This is a genomic window from Polyangiaceae bacterium (assembly GCA_020633205.1).
Lineage (GTDB): Bacteria > Myxococcota_A > Polyangia > Polyangiales > Polyangiaceae > JAHBVY01.
In genome coordinates, this window is the sequence record JACKEB010000019.1 from 83,534 (window position 1) to 100,570 (window position 17,037).

11 protein-coding genes are annotated in these 17,037 nt (G+C 64.2%); 4 read left to right on the forward strand and 7 right to left on the reverse strand.

Annotated elements, in window-relative coordinates; genetic code table 11:
• Positions 1 to 42: 42 nt before the first annotated feature.
• From tssM to H6718_30145, 6 genes are all read right to left on the reverse strand, one after another.
• Positions 43 to 3,597, reverse strand: coding sequence for a type VI secretion system membrane subunit TssM (tssM, locus tag H6718_30120; GenBank protein ID MCB9589709.1), 3,555 nt, complete (start codon positions 3,595 to 3,597; stop codon positions 43 to 45).
• Between the two features lie 21 nt (positions 3,598 to 3,618).
• A complete protein-coding gene (locus tag H6718_30125) occupies positions 3,619 to 4,281 on the reverse strand; it encodes a DotU family type IV/VI secretion system protein (GenBank protein ID MCB9589710.1) in 663 nt (220 codons plus the stop codon).
• Positions 4,282 to 4,421: 140 nt separating this feature from the next.
• Positions 4,422 to 5,777, reverse strand: coding sequence for a type VI secretion system baseplate subunit TssK (gene tssK, locus H6718_30130; GenBank protein MCB9589711.1), 1,356 nt, complete (start codon positions 5,775 to 5,777; stop codon positions 4,422 to 4,424).
• A complete protein-coding gene (gene tssJ / locus H6718_30135; GenBank protein ID MCB9589712.1) occupies positions 5,778 to 6,458 on the reverse strand; it encodes a type VI secretion system lipoprotein TssJ in 681 nt (226 codons plus the stop codon).
• A 6-nt stretch (positions 6,459 to 6,464) separates the two neighbouring features.
• Complete coding sequence (gene tssH / locus H6718_30140) at positions 6,465 to 9,182, reverse strand: type VI secretion system ATPase TssH (GenBank protein ID MCB9589713.1); 2,718 nt, start codon at positions 9,180 to 9,182, stop codon at positions 6,465 to 6,467.
• Between the two features lie 103 nt (positions 9,183 to 9,285).
• The gene (locus H6718_30145) at positions 9,286 to 10,746 is read right to left on the reverse strand and encodes a lytic transglycosylase domain-containing protein (protein MCB9589714.1); all 1,461 of its coding nucleotides are present in this window, start codon (positions 10,744 to 10,746) and stop codon (positions 9,286 to 9,288) included.
• A gap of 238 nt (positions 10,747 to 10,984) precedes the next feature.
• Here H6718_30145 and H6718_30150 point away from each other — a divergent pair, with 238 nt between their 5' ends.
• From H6718_30150 to H6718_30160, 3 genes are all read left to right on the forward strand, one after another.
• Entirely contained in the window at positions 10,985 to 12,286 is a 1,302-nt protein-coding gene (locus tag H6718_30150) for an FHA domain-containing protein (GenBank protein ID MCB9589715.1), read from the forward strand.
• A 261-nt stretch (positions 12,287 to 12,547) separates the two neighbouring features.
• Positions 12,548 to 13,051: a hypothetical protein gene (locus H6718_30155; GenBank protein MCB9589716.1), complete on the forward strand. Its 504-nt coding sequence runs from the start codon at positions 12,548 to 12,550 to the stop codon at positions 13,049 to 13,051.
• 48 nt (positions 13,052 to 13,099) lie between these two features.
• Complete coding sequence (locus H6718_30160; GenBank protein ID MCB9589717.1) at positions 13,100 to 13,795, forward strand: hypothetical protein; 696 nt, start codon at positions 13,100 to 13,102, stop codon at positions 13,793 to 13,795.
• A 77-nt stretch (positions 13,796 to 13,872) separates the two neighbouring features.
• On the opposite strand, the gene H6718_30165 is transcribed toward H6718_30160, so the two are convergent.
• Positions 13,873 to 14,844: a hypothetical protein gene (locus H6718_30165; GenBank protein ID MCB9589718.1), complete on the reverse strand. Its 972-nt coding sequence runs from the start codon at positions 14,842 to 14,844 to the stop codon at positions 13,873 to 13,875.
• A 134-nt stretch (positions 14,845 to 14,978) separates the two neighbouring features.
• On the opposite strand from H6718_30165, the gene H6718_30170 reads away from it, so the two are divergent.
• Positions 14,979 to 16,880 (forward strand): type VI secretion system contractile sheath large subunit, encoded by a 1,902-nt coding sequence (locus tag H6718_30170; GenBank protein ID MCB9589719.1) that lies wholly within the window; start codon positions 14,979 to 14,981, stop codon positions 16,878 to 16,880.
• Positions 16,881 to 17,037 lie beyond the last annotated feature (157 nt).

Genomic DNA, 17,037 nt, shown 5'->3' on the forward strand with positions numbered 1-17,037 from the left:
CTGCGGCAGCCCGCTCGCGAACAACGCGAGCGGGCGTGTCTCCTAGTGGGCGATCACGCGCGGGCAATCGTAGCCAAGGAACAGCATCGGCGATAGCCCGCGATCACGCTTGGACGGCTTGAAGTCGAGCTTGATGTGAGCATCGCGTGAGCGGAGGTACCAGGTCACGACCACGGTCGGCACGCCTTGGGGCGATCCGCCAGCCGTGCCGGACTCCACGCTCTGCGCGGCGTCGATCAGGCGGTAGATACCGAAGTCTCCAGGGCGATTGATCTCCTCATCCAGGCCGCTGTAGCCGCGGATGCGCACGCGAGCCCCCGGTGTCTCGACCTTCTCTGCGGGCCACTCGGCAGCCAGCCACTGCTCGGGATGGTTCTTGTAGACGTGGGAGACGCCGTCGATCTCGATCGCGACTTCGCTCACGTCGGGACTGACCGAGTGCAGGTTGACCTCGAACTTGATCTTGGGAGTCTCGCCGCCGCTCGGGAACACGGCAGATGTGATCTCGGCGCCGCGAGTCAGGCAGGTCGAGAGGAAGTCCGGCGTGTAGCCGACGCTGCTGTTGAAGCGGCGGCTCGGAGTGAACCCGTCGCCATTGCGCTTCAGGGTACCCTTGAGATTTTCCGTATAGAAATTCCACAGGAGGCCGCTGTTGGGCTTGAAGAACTCCGTGAAGTCCGCCAGCGAGGCATCACGCTGAGTCTTCTTGAAGGGGTAGCGGTTCGCGAGCGTGTCGCGCCAGACGCTCCAGACGTTGGTCTCCCACAGACCACTCGCCGCTCCGCCTGCATCGTTGACGACGCCAGCCCACGCGAAGGTGATGGGGCGCATCAAGAGCGGGGAGAGCATCGGCCGAGTGAAGCCGCTCTGGCTCATCAGGAGGCCGCTAGTGCCGCGGAACGCGCCTTCGAACTCACCCAGAACCGCCGTAGGATCCGGTGCGGCGTCGGCATCACGCAGGTCCGTGAGCACACCGACCAGCTTGGAGATGGTGCCCTGGTACTCGGCGAGACCCGTGGATTGGGCGTCTTTCTCAGGGTCCTTGCTCTCCTTGGGCACCGCGAAGTCGGTCAGCGGCTTGAAGGCGAGCTCGACCGGAGACATCGGTCGCACCTTCTTCTCCGGTGCGTCTTCTTGCAGTGTCAACTTGCGTTGGAGCTGACGCTTCGCATGCTGCAGCGCGCTCTCCGCAAGGCCCGCCAGTTCACCTTCAGAGATGTCGAGGGTGACGTTCTCGTGCAGCGTGGTGATGAGGCGCTTGTAGGGCCACTCCGGCTCACTGAGCGCGGTGAGCTCCGACAGCGACGTCTCGGCGTTCTCTGGCTCGTGAACTTCGATGTCGAGAATGAAGTCGCGCCACGCGATCTTGTAGCGCTCGAAGTACAGGTTCTTCAGCTTGACGATCTGCTTCTCGACGTCGGCTTCTTGTTGCGCCTCTTCTTCACCGAGCACCCAGCGCTCGGCGCTGAGCTCCGACTTCTGGCTACCGAGCAGCTCACGCACCCGGGTCCAGCCTTCACGGGTGTACGCACCCTGCACCTGCAGGTCTTGCTTGTACGTGATGAACGGCGAGATCGAGCCGTAGAACACATCGCTGTGCTTGATCGCCTTGATATCAGCGTTGGCTTCACGCACCAGCGCCTCGTACATGCGATCCAGGCGCGGAGCCCTGAGCAGCGCGCTGCGCGCTCGGGTGACCGTCGGGTCATTGCGATCCCAGGGCTTCACCTCACCACGCTTCATCAGATCGAGGTAATAGCGCGTGTGCGGGAGTAGATGCTCGGCGTCACCGACCGGGTCTGGAGAGCGCAGCGCCTTCGCCCAGGCGATCGCCAGGGGTCGAGCCGCCCACTCCGGGTCGAGCTTCTCGGGCCAGGTGAGCATCAGGTAGAGCTTCAGCAGGTCGTAGCGCTCATTGTATTCCTTACCGTTCTTCGTCGACACGGCGGCAAATGCCGAGAGCTTCGCCTCGAGATCCTTCTGGGTCGGCTCCTTGAGGCCGCGTTCGATGGCCGTGACGTAGACCCCGCGCAGTGGCTCGTAGAGGCTGTCGCCGACGTACATGCCAAAGCGGTAACCCGTTGGCGGGTCCGTCGCGCGCCAGTAGTCCAGCTGCTTGAGCAGCGCGCGAATCGTGGTCAGGTCCGCGGCTTTCTCACCGACGGCTTCCTTGCCAACCCAGTTCACTTTCGATGCGTCCGCCGCCGTTCCCTCGACAGTGCGCGTGAGCTCGCGGTTGCGTGAGAAGCTGCATGAACTCGGCACCAGGATCATCATCGCGGCGAACAGCGCAGTCGCGCCGAGGGCGACTCGCGAGAGCCATTGCCGACGCATCTCCTTGCGTGTCCGCGCGGCAATGTCTTGATCAGGGAACACCACGCGACGGAAGAGGTCCGTCACGAAGTAGGACTTGGGCTCGAGCTGAGCCTCGCTCTCCATCCGAGGAGCCAGACCGAACGCCCTGGCCAGACCTCCGAGGACACGATCGACCGGGTTACCCTCCTGAGTACCGCTGGAGAAGTAGAAGCCGCGGAAGATCGGCTTGTCGTCTTGAGTGTTGTCCTCGAACAGAGCCTGAAGGAAGTCAGTGAGACTCGTACGCAGCGCCTGGAACTCCAGGGGGAACTGCACGACGCGATCCCGCATCTCCTTCTTCTCACGCGCGACGCGCTTGATCGCGCGCGAGTGGATCTGCGAGATGATGAGCCCGAACTCCTCTTCGAAGAGATCCTCTGGCTTGCGCTGCACCGCGAGATCCATGGGGAATGTCGCGCCGAAGACGCGGTCGCGGTCGCTCTTCTTCAGGTCGTTGAAGAACTCGACGAAGCCCGCCACCAAGTCGACCTTGGTGAACATCACGTAGACCGGGACCACCATGTCGAGGCGGTTCTGGAGCTCGTCGACACGCGCCCTGAGCGTGCGCGCCATCTGCGTCGTTTGCTCTTCGGTCTGCTCCAGGATATCGCTGGCGCTGACCGCGAGGATGACGCCGTTGATCGGCCGCTTGGTGCGGAAGCGCCGCAGGAGATCGAGGAACGCGAACCACTCGGGCTGGTCGTCATCCTGCGTGGCGTAGCGGCCCGCGGTATCGAGCAGGATGGCTTCGTTCGTGAACCACCAGTCGCAATTTCGAGTACCGCCGACACCCCTCACCGCACCGCCGGTCGCATCAAGCAACGGGAAGTTCAGGCCGGAGTGGCGGATCGCGGTCGTCTTACCGGAGCCCGGCGGACCGACGATCATGAACCAGGGCAAGGTGTAGAGCGCGTTCTGGCCGCGGTCTCCCAGCTTGCTCTGCTTCAGCGCCTGAATGCCGCGCTCCACCTGAGCTTTCAGCTCGATGATCTCGGCACGACGATCCGGAGCGGACATCGCAGCTTGCTGCTCCGTCTGCTTCATGATCTCGCGCTCGAGCGCGCGCGCCGCAGCGCCTGCTCGCCAACGGCGATACAGCAGAATGCCCGCGACCATTGAAACGACGCCGGCGGTTAAGCCGATCTGCGCCGACAATGGAATCGGTACACCCAAACTCCTTAGAAGCCACCCACCACCCCAGATGAGGGCAAGCAGCAGAATAGCGAAGATCCAAAGCCACATAGCGTCTCGGACGCTATTTCATTACTTTGCGCCGGTCTGGGCAAAGTTCTGCATGTTCTTTGCTGCGCTATCTGCGCTGGAGCTCACAACTACCCGCAAAACAACGAATACGAGGACCGCCAATCCGATGAGCGCGATGCTCGCCGCGACGATAGGTGCCTCGCGACGCACAGCAGATCGCACACCCCCAGCAAGTTCACCGTGGGGGCTGAGTTGATCGCTGCGCGGCAGATTGCGAGCTAGACGAGCGCCGACGCGTTCCATGATCGCGCCAACGCCTTCGCCTCCGCGAACGGCGTACTGACCTTGGAATCCAAGGCACAGGCACAAGTAATAGATCTGCAGCACGTGGGCGCGCTGCGGCTGCGCCTCGAGTTGCTCGAGACGCGTGAAGAAGCCCTCACCTGCGGTGTTCTCGTTGAAGTAGATGAGCTGGAGTGGACGGCTCATCCACTGCTGCCGGCCGGGCCACTCTGAACGCAAGATCTGCTCGTCGATGAACGCGCAGAGTGCGTACTTCGCCTCCATCACATCATCGTCGGGTATGCGTGAAGCCCGGGCGCGCTCCGCCATTTGATCGAATACGCCGGAGATGCGCTGACTGAGCACATCGGGCGGGGGCAAGTCTCGAGCGGTACCCAACTGAGTCGCCAATGTGAGCGCATCGGAACAGGCCCAATACATCTGTTCGATCACGACATCACCTCTGCGCTAGACAGCCACATCTCAGAAAACTCCAACACAACGTCTCGGCGAGTGGAGCGCGGTGGCGAAACACCGCGCCTCCCCCCCGAACCATCCGGAACCCGCGGAATCACCGCAAATCACAGATTCTCCGGGTCAACTGCGTAGAGTGAAAGCTCGACGGCTCGCGGCTCCAGCGGTTGATAGATCGCGATGGTTCCAGTTCCTTGGATATCGGTCCAGTATTCGGGGGTTTTGTGCACCCGGAAGAACACGACTCCAGGACGCAGCGGGAGCGCACCCGGGGGCTGATACTCGAGTTCGAGCCTGGCTCCGTTGATCGCGGAGTTGAGGATCGAGCCGACCTGAGACCAGCTCGCGATCTTGGACAGCTTCGGTAAGCGGTCCCGTAGCTGACCCTCCGGGAGCGACCCCTTTGCCGCGAGGAAGAACTCGTAGCGCAGCAGCGAGCCGTCCTCGATCTTGCCGAGGTACATGCCGTCCTCACGACGCTGCATCGGGACTTCGACGTAACGTTCGGCGATCACCGCGTCGAGCAAGGCGAGCACTCGAGCAAACAGCTTCTCGAAGGTGTCTCCAAGCTCCATGTAGTTGAACTTCGGGATCTCCGTTGCGTCGGCCTTTACTGCGAAGGTGCACAGCTGACCAATCAGCTGTGCCATCGTGATGTACACCTGCTCCGGATGGGAACGCCCCTGATCGACGTAGTGGGCGATGATCGGGATGAAGTTGTTCAGGGTGCTCAACAGCCAGAACTTCGCGGCGTCGCTGGCCTGGAAGTCGATCGCCGCTTCTGAACGCTGACGCCGCGAAGCCGCCAGGCTCCGCATACGTGCCGTCATGTTCTCAAGCACGTGGCGTAGCCCAGTGGTCAAAAACGGCGCGGCGCCGATCCTCAGGACCGGCGGCACGTAGGTGCGCTTGGCGATGATGGCGCCGGTGTTGCTGCGCATCAGCACGGCAACTTTGATCGAGTCGAAGGACTCGCGGCGCTCCTCACCGAACAACAGGCGGACATTGGGGCGAGCCCAACCGAAGTTCTGCTCGTTGGACCCGGTGTTCGCGTCATAGACCCGCGACGACTCCTGGGTGTAGCGAGTCAGCGCGCCTGGCTTGTCCTCGAGATCGACGTTCGCCGAGGTCTCTGTTTCCTGCGGCAACGCGACGAACACATCGAGCGACTGCATCTGAGGCGTGAACACCTCGCCGATGTCGCGTAGCGGTGCATCGTTGGAGCGATCCCCACAGGTGACGGGCGTGCCGTCTGGGAGGATTGCGGAAAATTGCGAGAGCTTCAGCTGACCTGCACCCAATGCGCGCTCGTCCAATTGGATCTCGGTCACGCCCCATGCGTAGGGGACCGAGGCGGACAAGCGCCGATCCAGCAATCGCTCGTGGTAGCCATCGAGCTGCTGGAAGTGGTGTTGAGTGATGAACAGGCCCTCTGTCCAGACGGGCTTGCGAATGCTCACGATCTATTCTCCCTGAGTCGGGGCTCCCTCAGCAGGCGCCCCAGGTGCGCCCTCCCCTCCGGAGGGCGCCTTCGCCTGGGACTTTACTTCCTGAACCCGTCCCTCAGGAACGTCCTCTGCATGTTCGACGCCGTCTTCGACACGCGACTCGTCGATCCACACGTAGAAATGCGGCATCGGCGGGGGTCCTGCGTCCTCGCAGTCCTCGCCTTCACACTTTTCCTGACCACAGGCCCCCTCACTTGGAGCGGGCGGCAGGTCGAAAACCGTGTACCAGCTCCGCCCCTTGGGGTTGCGGAACAAAGCTACCGCGGCAACGTACTGGGCCGAGTCGTCGCGCTCGAACTTCAGGGCCGTGCGGGTGTTCGGGTAGACGGGGAACTCCTCACCTTTGACGAGGTCATCGGCGAGGATCTCCTCTTCCTTCTTCCACACGTCTTCGAACGAGGCGTTCTGAAGGCTGGTGTCGCTCTTAAGTTGGTAGACACGTAGCTGGACTGGGCGAGCCTCACCGTTCTCCGCACGGTTGATATCCGGTGAGGAAATGATGTCGAGCGTCACTTCCTGGAACTTGCAGTCGTCAGGTTCCTTCACCGGTAAGACCGTGGGGGAACAGGCAGGAGGTGAAAGCAACAGCCCCACCAACCCCACTGTTCCGACCACGAACGCTAAGCCTCGCTTCATCCGTCGCTATCCCTTCACGCAGATGATCTCGCCGGCATCGTCGAGATCTAGCTGCATCTTGTCGAGCTCCTCGCCAGCCGCGATGCTCTTGAGGATCTCGCTCGAGACCAGTGGCATCACCGTCCCTCGCAGGATGTGATCCACGTTTCGCGCGCCGCTCTCCACTTCTTGGCAACGATCGGCGATGGCATCGATCACCTTGTCGGTGATCTGCAGATCCATACCGTGAGCCGCCTTGGCGCGAGAGACGATGCCGCCCATCTTCATGCGCGCGATGCCCTTCAGCGCGTCGGGACGAATCGGCACGTAAGGCACGACCGTCATGCGCGCGAGCAGCGCGGGCTTGAAGTGCGCGCTGAGCGTCGGCTTGATGATGGTGGTGAGTTCTTCGTAGTCCGGCAGCTCCTCATCGGGTGCCGCCGTCGTCGTGATCAGATCCGTTGCCAGGTTGCTGGTGAGGATCACGATCGTGTTCTTGAAGTCGACCACGCGGCCTTCGCCGTCGCTCAGCATGCCCTTGTCGAACACCTGGTAGAACAGGTTGAGCACTTCCTTGTCGGCCTTCTCGACCTCGTCGAGCAGCACGACGGAGTACGGACGGTGCCGCACGGCTTCGGTGAGCACGCCACCCTCGCCGTAGCCAACATAGCCCGGAGGAGAGCCGATCAAGCGCGACACCGTGTGGCGCTCCTGGAACTCGCTCATGTTGATGGTGACCACGAAACGTTCACCGCCGAACATCAGATCCGCCAAGGTGAGCGCGGTCTCGGTCTTACCCACACCGGAGGGCCCGACTAGCAGGAACACACCGAGGGGCGTGTTCGGGGGCTTGAGACCGGAGCGTGCTGCACGTACTTCGCGAGCAATCGCGGCCAGCGCCATGTCCTGACCGCGCACGCGCGCCTGCATGCGATCTTCCAGGTGCACGATCGCGTCGACGTCGTCCTTCACCATCTTGCCGACGGGGATACCCGTCCAGTCGGCCACGATAGAAGATACCGCTGACTCGTCCACGTCTGCAGCGACCAGGCGATCTTCCGCCTTGATGTTGCGCAGCTTCTCCAGTTCTTCGCGCAGACTCGCTCGTGCCGCCTCGACATCGATCTTCTCTGCCGGTGCAGCGCCGGCTTCCGCCGCCTTGTCACCTTCGGTCTTCTTTTGGGCGTCGTCTGCCGCCGGCTCCGCGCCTTCGGTAGCCAGCTTGATCTGCCCGCGCAGCTCGTCGATGCGATCGACGATCTTACGTTGCTCCGCGACCTTTTCTTCGAGCTCAGCTACGCTCGCCAGGAGCGCCGCCTTCTTCTCTTCTGTTTCCTTGCGGACATCGGCCGCGGGAGTCACGCCAGCCTTCTCATCGCGGTCCATGGCCTCGAGTTCGCGCTCGACAGCAGCTAGCTCGGCCTGCGTATCCTCGAGGATCGCAGGGGGAGCGTTGCGCACCAGGTTCACGTAGGCAGCACTGGTATCGAGCAAGTCGACGGCCTTGTCCGGCAGCTGGCGACCGCTGATGTAGCGGCTCGACAGCGTGACGGCTGCGACCACCGCTTCATCCCGGATCACGACGCCGTGAGACTCCTCGAACTTTGGCGCCACGCCGCGAAGCATGACCGTTGCGACGTCGACTGACGGCTCGCCACAGTGGACCGGCTGAAAGCGACGCTCGAGCGCAGCGTCCTTTTCGAAGTACTTCTTGTATTCGGCGTAGGTGGTCGCCGCCACGGTGCGCAGCTCACCGCGCGCCAGCGCAGGCTTGAGCAGGTTCGCTGCGTCGCCACCGCCGGCAGAGCCGCCGGCACCGATGATGGTGTGGGCCTCGTCGATGAACAGCACGATCGGCGTGGGCGATGACTTCACGGCTTCGATCACGCCCTTGAGGCGGTTCTCGAACTCACCCTTGACGCCGGCGCCCGCTTGCAGCGCGCCGAGATCCAGGGACATCACCTTGACGTTCTTCAGCTGGTCCGGGACCGAGCCCTCAACGATGCGTTGGGCGAGACCTTCGACTAGCGCAGTCTTACCGACGCCCGCCTCACCGACGATGATGGGATTGTTCTTACGTCGACGAACCAAGATCTCGATCATCTGTCGGATCTCACGCTCGCGACCAAAGATGGGGTCGAGCTCACCGTTGCGGAAACGCGCGGTCAGGTCCGAGCAGAAGCGTTGAAGCGGTCCGTCCCCAGGCGCGCCGGCGGCACCACCGGGGCCCGCAGACTGGGCGCTGCTCTGGGTGGCGGCGGCTTGCTGCGCCGCTTCGCCGCTCATCGCGGCGATCACCGGCAGATCTTTGCGCAGCTCGTCGCGCGGGATCTGTTCGAGCGCCGGGAACTCCACCGGCAAGTAGCGATTGGGCGACTGCACCAGCCGCACGAGCAATGCGCCGGAGCGCAGCAGCGAATCTCCCAGTTCGGTGGATGCGTAGATCCACGCGTCCTGAATCCACTCGAGCAGCAGGGTGCTGAAAGTGGGTTTGCCGGGATTCCCCGACTTCATTTCCCCGATGTAACGCCCGAGCGTCGCATGGAACACTTCAGCGTTGACGTTGTAGTGCGCCAGCGCGGACGTGACGTCGCTCTGAGGGTCCTCCAAGAGCGCCATCAAGACGTGCTCGACGGTGACCTCGTAGTGGCGATGCGAAACGCAGCTCGAAGCCGCGGCCTCGAACGCTTTCGTGCAAGTCGTGTTCAGCTTCCGCAGCAGTGTACGCGGGTCGGCGATCAGCATGTTCTCCCCTGCTCTATGTCGGCTCTCCTCGAGGCCCACCCTCGAGGGCCGCCCACGATAGCCGAAGGGAGTGCGAACCCACAGCCCCGACGGCCAGCTGCGGTCATTGAGTCTTCCCAGAGCCCGAAGCAGCGCTCTTTCCGGCTGCTACCGCCGCCCAGTCAGATTTCTTGGCGGGCTTCTTGGCGCTCTTCGTGCCGTCGCTCTGCGCCGAGGAATCGGTCGCCTTGGCGTTGGGCTCTGCTGGAGTCGGCGCCTTCGAAACATCCGCGGCCTGACCAGGGGGCGGTACGAGCGCTGGGAGCAGCCACGGATCCTTGTCCCTTGCCTTGTTGCGCTTTGCGGCGCTCAGCTGAGGAGCGAACTCCGTTGGGGCAGAAGGAAGCTCATCTCGCCCCCAGTCGAAGCTGGACGGGACGTGACGATGTAGGTCGTCAGAGCCGTAGCCGCTCATCACCTGAGCGAGCAGCATGCGCGCGCGTCCCGCACTGCCCGAAGGCACCTGAATCGTCAGGTCGCGCGTAACGCTTGGCACGAACTCGCTCAAAATCGAGGGGTTCAGCATGCGGATCTGGTCCAGGCTGGTGCCAGAAGCGCGGGCGACGAGTGACAGATCCATGCCGGCAGGCACTTGCATCCGCGCGGGATAGATCGGTGCATCTGGCTTCGTATCGAGCTGGAACGAGTCCCGGTTCTTGAGCACCAGCGCCGTGGCGAGCACCAAGGGCACGTACTCAGCTGCAGACTTGGGCAGCTCGCCGTCGCTGGAGAGCAGCTCCCAGAAGCTCTTCTCACCCACATCGGGCACACGGGAGATCGTCGCGTCACCCGAGTGGAACGCCGCCAAGGCGAGCTCCCAGGTACCGTACTTCTCGTGCAAGTCAGCGAGCCGCTTGGCCACGGCGCGCGTCGCCAGCTCCACGTCGCGGCGCTCGTCGTAGTTCGGTTTCACCATCAAGCCGTAGAGCACGGCCTCTGTGGGAGAGAGTTGCCAGAGCCCCGCGTCACCACGTGCCGAGACCGCGTCGACTTGGAAGCCACTGGACGCGAAGACCACTGACACCAAGTCCTCGGGTAGTGCATTCTCCCTCAGGATCTGCAGCACCAGGTGCGAGTACCGTCCGCTCGCCTTGAGCGCCGCCTCCACTCGCTTCCGCAGCTTTGGATCGGAGGTGAGGCTCGCGACCTGTTGCTGAACCAGCGGATTGTAGTCGACGGGTAGATCCGGCAGCGCGTAGGCCTTGGTCCAGTCTGGCGTCCCCTGCGCCATCACCGCGCGCTCCTCCGGCGTCAGACCCGAGTGCCCCTCGTCGACCTCTGGCTCTTCCGACTTGGAGTCGAGCTTGGCTTCCAAGGCTTGGAGCCGTGCGATCCCAGATAGCGCCTCATTCGAAGGCGCATTGCTGGCTGGATTGGGGCGCGGCTTGACGACGCGGGTTGGGCGCGGCTCGAGCTTGGCGATCGGCATTGGCGGCGCTGCAGCCGGCCGAGCTACCGCCAAGCCGCCGCCGACTACCAATCCGGCCACCACGGCGCATGCCTTGGCCACCGTTTGACGCTGCATGGCTGGAACTTCGCACAACCGGTCTCGTCGGTAGAAATAACCAACGAAAGTAAATCACCAGGGCCCACGGAAGCGAGACATGGGTCACCCGGTCGGGTTCGAGCTTGGACCTCGGACCAAAGGACCAGGGCTCGAGGGTTGTGGTGCGGCCCTGCGAGGAATCAGCCGAAAATCCCGGTGACGCAACGTACGGGGCACTTGCTAGCCGTGGTGAAAGCGCCCTGATAGACTCCACGACGTGTCAGCCGGCTATGGCGTGCGCGTCACCAACACCAAGACTGGCTCGAGTTTGGAGCGCACGTTCGCCAAGCTGCCGATCCGCATCGGCCGCAACGCGCTGAACGACCTGCGCCTAGACCTGCCCTTCGTCTCCGACTTCCACGCGGTGATCGAGTCGCAGAACGGCGAGATCATGCTGCGCGACCTGGGCAGCACGAACGGCACCATGCTGCGCTCCACGGGCAAGCTACAGCCGAACCAGGTGATCAGCCTGCAGGCACACAACTACGAGTTCGCGATCGTGAGCGTGGTGATCACGATCTACTCCACCCAAGTCGAGCCAGAGCCGACCAGCGCCCGACGCTTCGGGGTCGCGAGCTACGCGTCGCCTCAAGTGCTGGAATCCGCTCGCCCTGCGCCGCCAGCCGCCGCCACCGCCCACCTCCAAACCTACGCGGCGTATCGCAAGGGGTGGACCGAGTTGATGACCAACATCAACGAGCACATCGGGCGCTTTCCTCCGGAGCAGCGGGTCGCAGCGCTCCAGGCGATGGCTCGCGAGATGCCTGCGCTGCTCCAGGAACCCGACTTTCAGCGGCTCGCGGCGTCCCTCGGATCGCCCATTCCCCACGCTCCTCGCACAACCACGCGGGAAGAAGCAGTCGCGCTGCAAGGCTTGAAGGAGCTCGCGAGCGACCTCGTGCCGAGCCGCGGCACCCCGGAGAGCGTGGACGATCTGGTGCTGTTTCTCACCAAGCTGCGAGAAGTGCTGTCCATCTTCCTGCAGACGTTCGTGCCGTTGAGGGATGGCTACCGTCAGTTCCGCTCGGACATGGAAATCACTGGAGCGGTGGACGTCACCGGAAGCTCACAAATCGTGAGCCGCGCCAAGGACCCCCAAGAGCTCGCCGCCGGGCTGCTGGACTGGAAATCACCCGTCAATGACGCGCCCCGGGCGATCGAAGGCACCTTGGCGGATCTGATGACCCATCACGTCGCGATGATCAACGGCGTGATGCAGGGCGTGAAGTCCCTGCTCAACGAGCTGAGCCCACAGACGATCGAGCAGATGCTCGACGACCCCAACGCCCGCAAGCCCGAGGGCACCACCTTTGGCCCCTTCCGCTTCAAATCACTGTGGAAACTCTATGAGCAGCGCTACGGCGACCTGACCAGCGAGGAAAAGCACGTCTTTTCCCTGCTCTTCGGCGACGCATTCGCCCAGGCCTACGGGCGCTACCAAACCAGCGGGGGCAGCCGCATGACCACACGTCATGTGAGCGCGGTCAACCCGACGGGTGGTCCGTTCGGCACACGCTGACGCCCAAGGCAACCTCCCTGGCGCTGCTCCCCGCCCTGAGTTTGGGATCCTCGAACGCCACCGGCTTCACTTTGTTGGCCACCGCGGCCAGGAATTCGGATCATGCGGGGGATGCGAAAGCGCCTTGCACTCGGTCTCGCCGCCGCGGTCAGCTTGACGGCGGGCTCGGCGTCAGCTCAAACGCCCACTCCCAGCCGCGACGACACGTGGGGTACGGTGTCTACCATCACCGCCGTCGGTTCGTTGGCGACTGAAGCCTTGATGCCCCGGATCTTCTACTCGGATCCTGAGGTCACCGTTGGCTGGAAGGCTCGTTGGCACGTGTCCTCGTTGGCTCCCGTGCTCACCCTCACCTCGCTGACGCTGTTCAACGAGTTCGTGCTCAAGGATTCGTTCGAAGCCTATCGCCCGGGTTGTGACGAGACGAATCAAGGCGGCCCGAACTGTCAGTCCTTCGGTTCTCCTTCGAGTCACTCCTTCGCCGCCTTCTCTGGCCTGGGACACGGCGCGGCGGTCTTCCTCTTCGACACCACCAAGTGGAGCAACGGTCGCTTCAATGGTGGCAGTTTCGCGGGGCACGTCGCGGTCCCCGCCGTCTTCAGCTTGATCACCGCGATTGGCCGCGGCGCCGGCGACTTCAACTCCGCCGACCAGATTGTGATCGGTGGCGGCATGGGCCTCGGCTTTGGATTCCTGACGGGAATGACTTACGCGCTGATGGCGCGCCCCGAGTGTGGTTACTCCGGCGCGATGGTCTGCTGGTAGTCGGCGCGAGGCGCGGAGCAGTCTACTGGTGCTAGGCTTGGGACAGTCATGGGCTTGAGTAAACTTAGCGGAGCGCTCGGGGGGATTCTGTTGGTCGGCGTGCTGGCGTCGGCAGGTGGCTGCGAGCAGACATGCTCCGAGCAGGCCTCGACCTGCCCAGGCAACTGCCCTCCGATTTACGGCGCGCTCCACGAAGGCGCGGGCACCTGCCTGCAGTCCAACGTGGTGATCTCTTGCAAAGGCCGTGAAGCAAGCAAAAGCAGTGAACCCGGCTGTGTCCGCGTGAAGGATCCCGCGGACCTCACCGTGTACAAGCTGAGTTCCGCTACGGAAGAGTACTGGATCACCTTGAACGGCAGCATCTACGAGAGCTGTCCGGACAATATCCGCGCGGCGGCCTTCGCGGCGGACACCTGCGACGACTGGGCGATTTCCGACGCCGGAGCCGACGCAACCGTCGACGCTTCGGCGGACGCCGGGACTGACGCCGCGGCCGGTGCTGGCGGTAGCGCAGGGACCGGCGGCAGCGCCGGCACCAGCGCGACGGGTGGCACCTCGAGCGGCGGCACGTCAGCCAGCGGTGGTTCCGCGGGGACAAGCTCGAGCGGCGGCACGTCGGCCAGCGGTGGCACCTCCAGCGGCGGCACGTCAGCCAGCGGTGGTAGTAGCGGCAGCGGCGGAACCAGCAGCGCCGGTACGGGCGGAACCGCTGGGACCACGGGCGGTAGCGCGGGCAGCAACTGAGCCCTCACCCCCAAGAAATGAAAGCCGCGCGGCTGATTGCCACGCGGCTTTTTCCATTTGGCGAACACGCCGAAATTTCAGGGGTTCAACGCAGCGCTGTGGCAGCGCGGGCTATCGAGCACGACGTGCACACCGCGGTTCGTCGGTAGCTGCTTCTCGAGGTGCAAGCGCATCTCGGCGGTGCCCGCGAAGACATCGATGTGCTGCCCCTTGACCCACATCCCACGGTCTTGAGCCACGAAGCAACCGTCGTGAGTCACACCGCCAGGCAGACTCACTCCGTCAAACTCCGGCACGTACACCAGGCTCCCCATGGGTACGACGCTGGGGTCGACGGCCAGGGTGCGCAAGGCAACGATGGGGCGCCCCGTAGAGCCTCTTCCCCACGGAAATTTTTCGGAGTCAAGGCGATCGAAGCAAAGACGCTGACCGGTGCGACTACAGGTCGCCGCGCAGCTGCAGTCGCGCTTGGCAAAGCTCAGCGTGTCGCCGCTCGAGAGCATGCCGCTGCCCTGCACGCAGAGCCGCTCGAAGAACTGCTGCGGCACCGACGCCACCTGCTGGCAGCTAGCGTTGAACAGCGACACCGAGCGCCCCTCGCGCAGCTCGGACTCCGCCGGAAAGTCGTAGTAGGTGTTCTTGAAGGTGCCGATCACGCGACCGCCGGCACTGCCCGTCGGCAAGCGGCGTGAGCTAGCGTTCGAGGCGCCAGGCTTTTTGGGGGTGAGGTCCTCCGGTCCCAAGGAGCGCTGCCCTTCCCCGCGGCCTGGCCCAATCGTGGAGCCCGCGGGCAGCGGCGCTTGAACCGGCTTCGGCCCGGCCTCGGGGGCGCTCTTCGCTTGCTTGGGCTGAGCTCCGCTTTGCTCATGAGCAGCCAGGTAAGCAGGCGTGTTCCGCCACTCCTCGTGCGGCGCGACCAGCGGCTCAGCCATCCAACCCGAAGCGCCGGGGCTACACGCCGTCACCAGCCCGACGCAAGCCGACGCGGAGCACAGGAGGGTGAAGCGCAGAGCCCCGAATCCGGGAAAACGTCGCCGCCCGAAGCGCATTCGCGCATGCGTTGCCATCCATCGGCCGTGCCAGAAAGTGCTGCGCTGGGCCAAGATTGTGCCGCGCTGCGTGGCTCCGAACAGACCGTGAGTCCATGGAATCCCACCGCCAGCTTGGGTATTACGTCTGACCCATGAGCGACGAAAAGACAGGCGGGGGCATCGCGGGCTTTGGCATCCAGTTCGGCAGCGGAAGCAGCGCGAAGACGGCTCAGAGCGATCCGGTCGCCGAAGACAGCGGCCTCGGCGGTCCCTTCCGCATCGTCGTGGTGAGCCAAGTCACCGCCGGCGCCGACTACTCCACGGGTGCGGATCCGGTGCCCAACGTGATGCGTCTGAATCGCAGCGACTTCGACCGCACGATGAGTGAGCTGGCGCCGAGCTTCAGCATCGAGGTCGAGACGGCGCTCTCCGACAAGCCGCTTCGGGTCGACTTGCGCTGGGAGCGCATGAAGTCGCTCAAGCCCCAGAGCATCATCGATCAGGTGCCCGCGTTGCGCTCCTTGATTGACGCGCGCCGCGTGCTGCAAAACCTGGTGGAGCGGCGCATCGACCGCGATGCCGCACGGATTCAGCTCTCACGGGTGCTCCCGGATGGACGCTTCAACGACGAGCTATGCCGCGACCTGGCGTCGGCCAGCGGTGCAGCTCCTGGGGACACTGCGGCAGCGCCTGCGGCGGCAGCGCCTGCGGCGGCTCCGGCGCCGACCGGCAGCGGCGCCCTCGACTCGTTGCTCGAGCAGGTCGACATCGCGACCCCGCAGCAGACGTTGGAGGACGTCGCGCCCGGCGCCGCTTCTTCGCTGATCGCCGCCGTGGTGAAGGGCGCTGGCGGCACCAAGGGCGCCGTGCTGGGCAACAGCCTCGACCGTGCGATTTCTCGCGTGGAAAGCACCTTTACGGACCTACTCGACGCGATCTTCTGCCACCCGGAGACGCAGCGCCTGGAGGCCACCTGGCGCGGCCTGTGGCTCCTGCTGGAAAACGCGAACACCGGCGCTGGTGTCGAGATCGACTTGATCCCGGTGTGTGAAGGCCACGACAAGATCACTCAGGCGCTCACCATCCTGGCGCGTCGTGAAGGCATCCACGAGGCGGAGCGCGCGCCGGTCGATATGGTGATCGTCGACGCGACCGTAGGCAGCTCTCAGACGGACCTGAAGGCCCTCGAGGCGTGGAGCGTGGTGGCCGAGGTGCTGCGTGCGCCGCTGGTCACTGGCGCTAGCCATGAGCTCGTCGGCGTCGATAAGCTGGAAGATCTCGCCTACTCCGAGCGCCGCCACACGGGCACCACGGACCCACGTGCCGTAGCAGCGCGCGCTATCGCGGGTCGTGATTCCGCGCGCTGGGTCTGCCTGGCGCTGAACCGCGTGCTGGTGCGGGCCGCTTACACCACGGAAACGTCCCGCTCGAAGGAGATCCCCTTTGGGCAGGATGCAAAGGGCAAGGGCCATGTGTTCGCTGGCGCCTACTGGGTGATCGCCAGTCGCTGCGCCGACAGCTACGTCCGCACCGGTCTCGGCACCGCCATGACCGGCGGCAGCGACGGGTTGATGAGCGGCCTCCCCGTGCACGAGATCGAAGACCGTGGCGAACACGCGGCGATCCCAGTCGAGACCTTCATCTCCAGCGAGTCCCAGGCGGAGCTCGCGCGCGCCGGGATCACCAGCCTTGGTTGCGCGCGGAACCGCGACATGGCGATCTTGAGCCACGCGACGACCTTCTACCGTGAGCCAAGCCAGACCGGCGGAGACGCGGCGCCCGCCAGCGCATCACTCGCGGATCAGCTGTTCGTTGGCCGCTTCTCCCACGCGGTGGAGATGGTAGCCGCAGCCATCCCGGCCCACGCGTCACCGAACGCTGCAGCAGACGTCGCGCGCATCGCCTTGGCCGACTTCTTCAAGAACCCGCCCCCGGTGGGCCCTGAGATCGACGCCAAGGCGCGGGACGGCTTGCTGGAGGTCACGGTACGCCCGCGTCGTTTCGCCGGCATTGGCCTCTCCGAAGTGACGCTAGCTGCGCCGCTGGCGCAGTGACCGACTTCACGCAGCAAACACGCCTCGACGCTCAGCTCAGCGGCACGTCGGAGCAGCGCACCTACATTTCCCCAGGATGCTGCCGCACGGATTCGAACCAGACCGCGTGGTCGCACTCGGTTCAGCTCGACGCGCGCGGCAGTCTGCCGTAGTCATT

Excerpts from the sequence above, each read along its gene's own strand:
- tssM (MCB9589709.1), bottom strand. The coding sequence starts at position 3,597 with ATGTGGCTTTGGATCTTCGCTATTCTGCTGCTTGCCCTCATCTGGGGT.
- H6718_30125 (MCB9589710.1), bottom strand. The coding sequence starts at position 4,281 with ATGTATTGGGCCTGTTCCGATGCGCTCACATTGGCGACTCAGTTGGGT.
- tssJ (MCB9589712.1), bottom strand. The coding sequence starts at position 6,458 with ATGAAGCGAGGCTTAGCGTTCGTGGTCGGAACAGTGGGGTTGGTGGGG.
- tssH (MCB9589713.1), bottom strand. The coding sequence starts at position 9,182 with ATGCTGATCGCCGACCCGCGTACACTGCTGCGGAAGCTGAACACGACT.
- H6718_30145 (MCB9589714.1), bottom strand. The coding sequence starts at position 10,746 with ATGCAGCGTCAAACGGTGGCCAAGGCATGCGCCGTGGTGGCCGGATTG.
- H6718_30155 (MCB9589716.1), top strand. The coding sequence starts at position 12,548 with ATGCCCCGGATCTTCTACTCGGATCCTGAGGTCACCGTTGGCTGGAAG.
- H6718_30160 (MCB9589717.1), top strand. The coding sequence starts at position 13,100 with ATGGGCTTGAGTAAACTTAGCGGAGCGCTCGGGGGGATTCTGTTGGTC.
- H6718_30165 (MCB9589718.1), bottom strand. The coding sequence starts at position 14,844 with ATGCGCTTCGGGCGGCGACGTTTTCCCGGATTCGGGGCTCTGCGCTTC.
- H6718_30170 (MCB9589719.1), top strand. The coding sequence starts at position 14,979 with ATGAGCGACGAAAAGACAGGCGGGGGCATCGCGGGCTTTGGCATCCAG.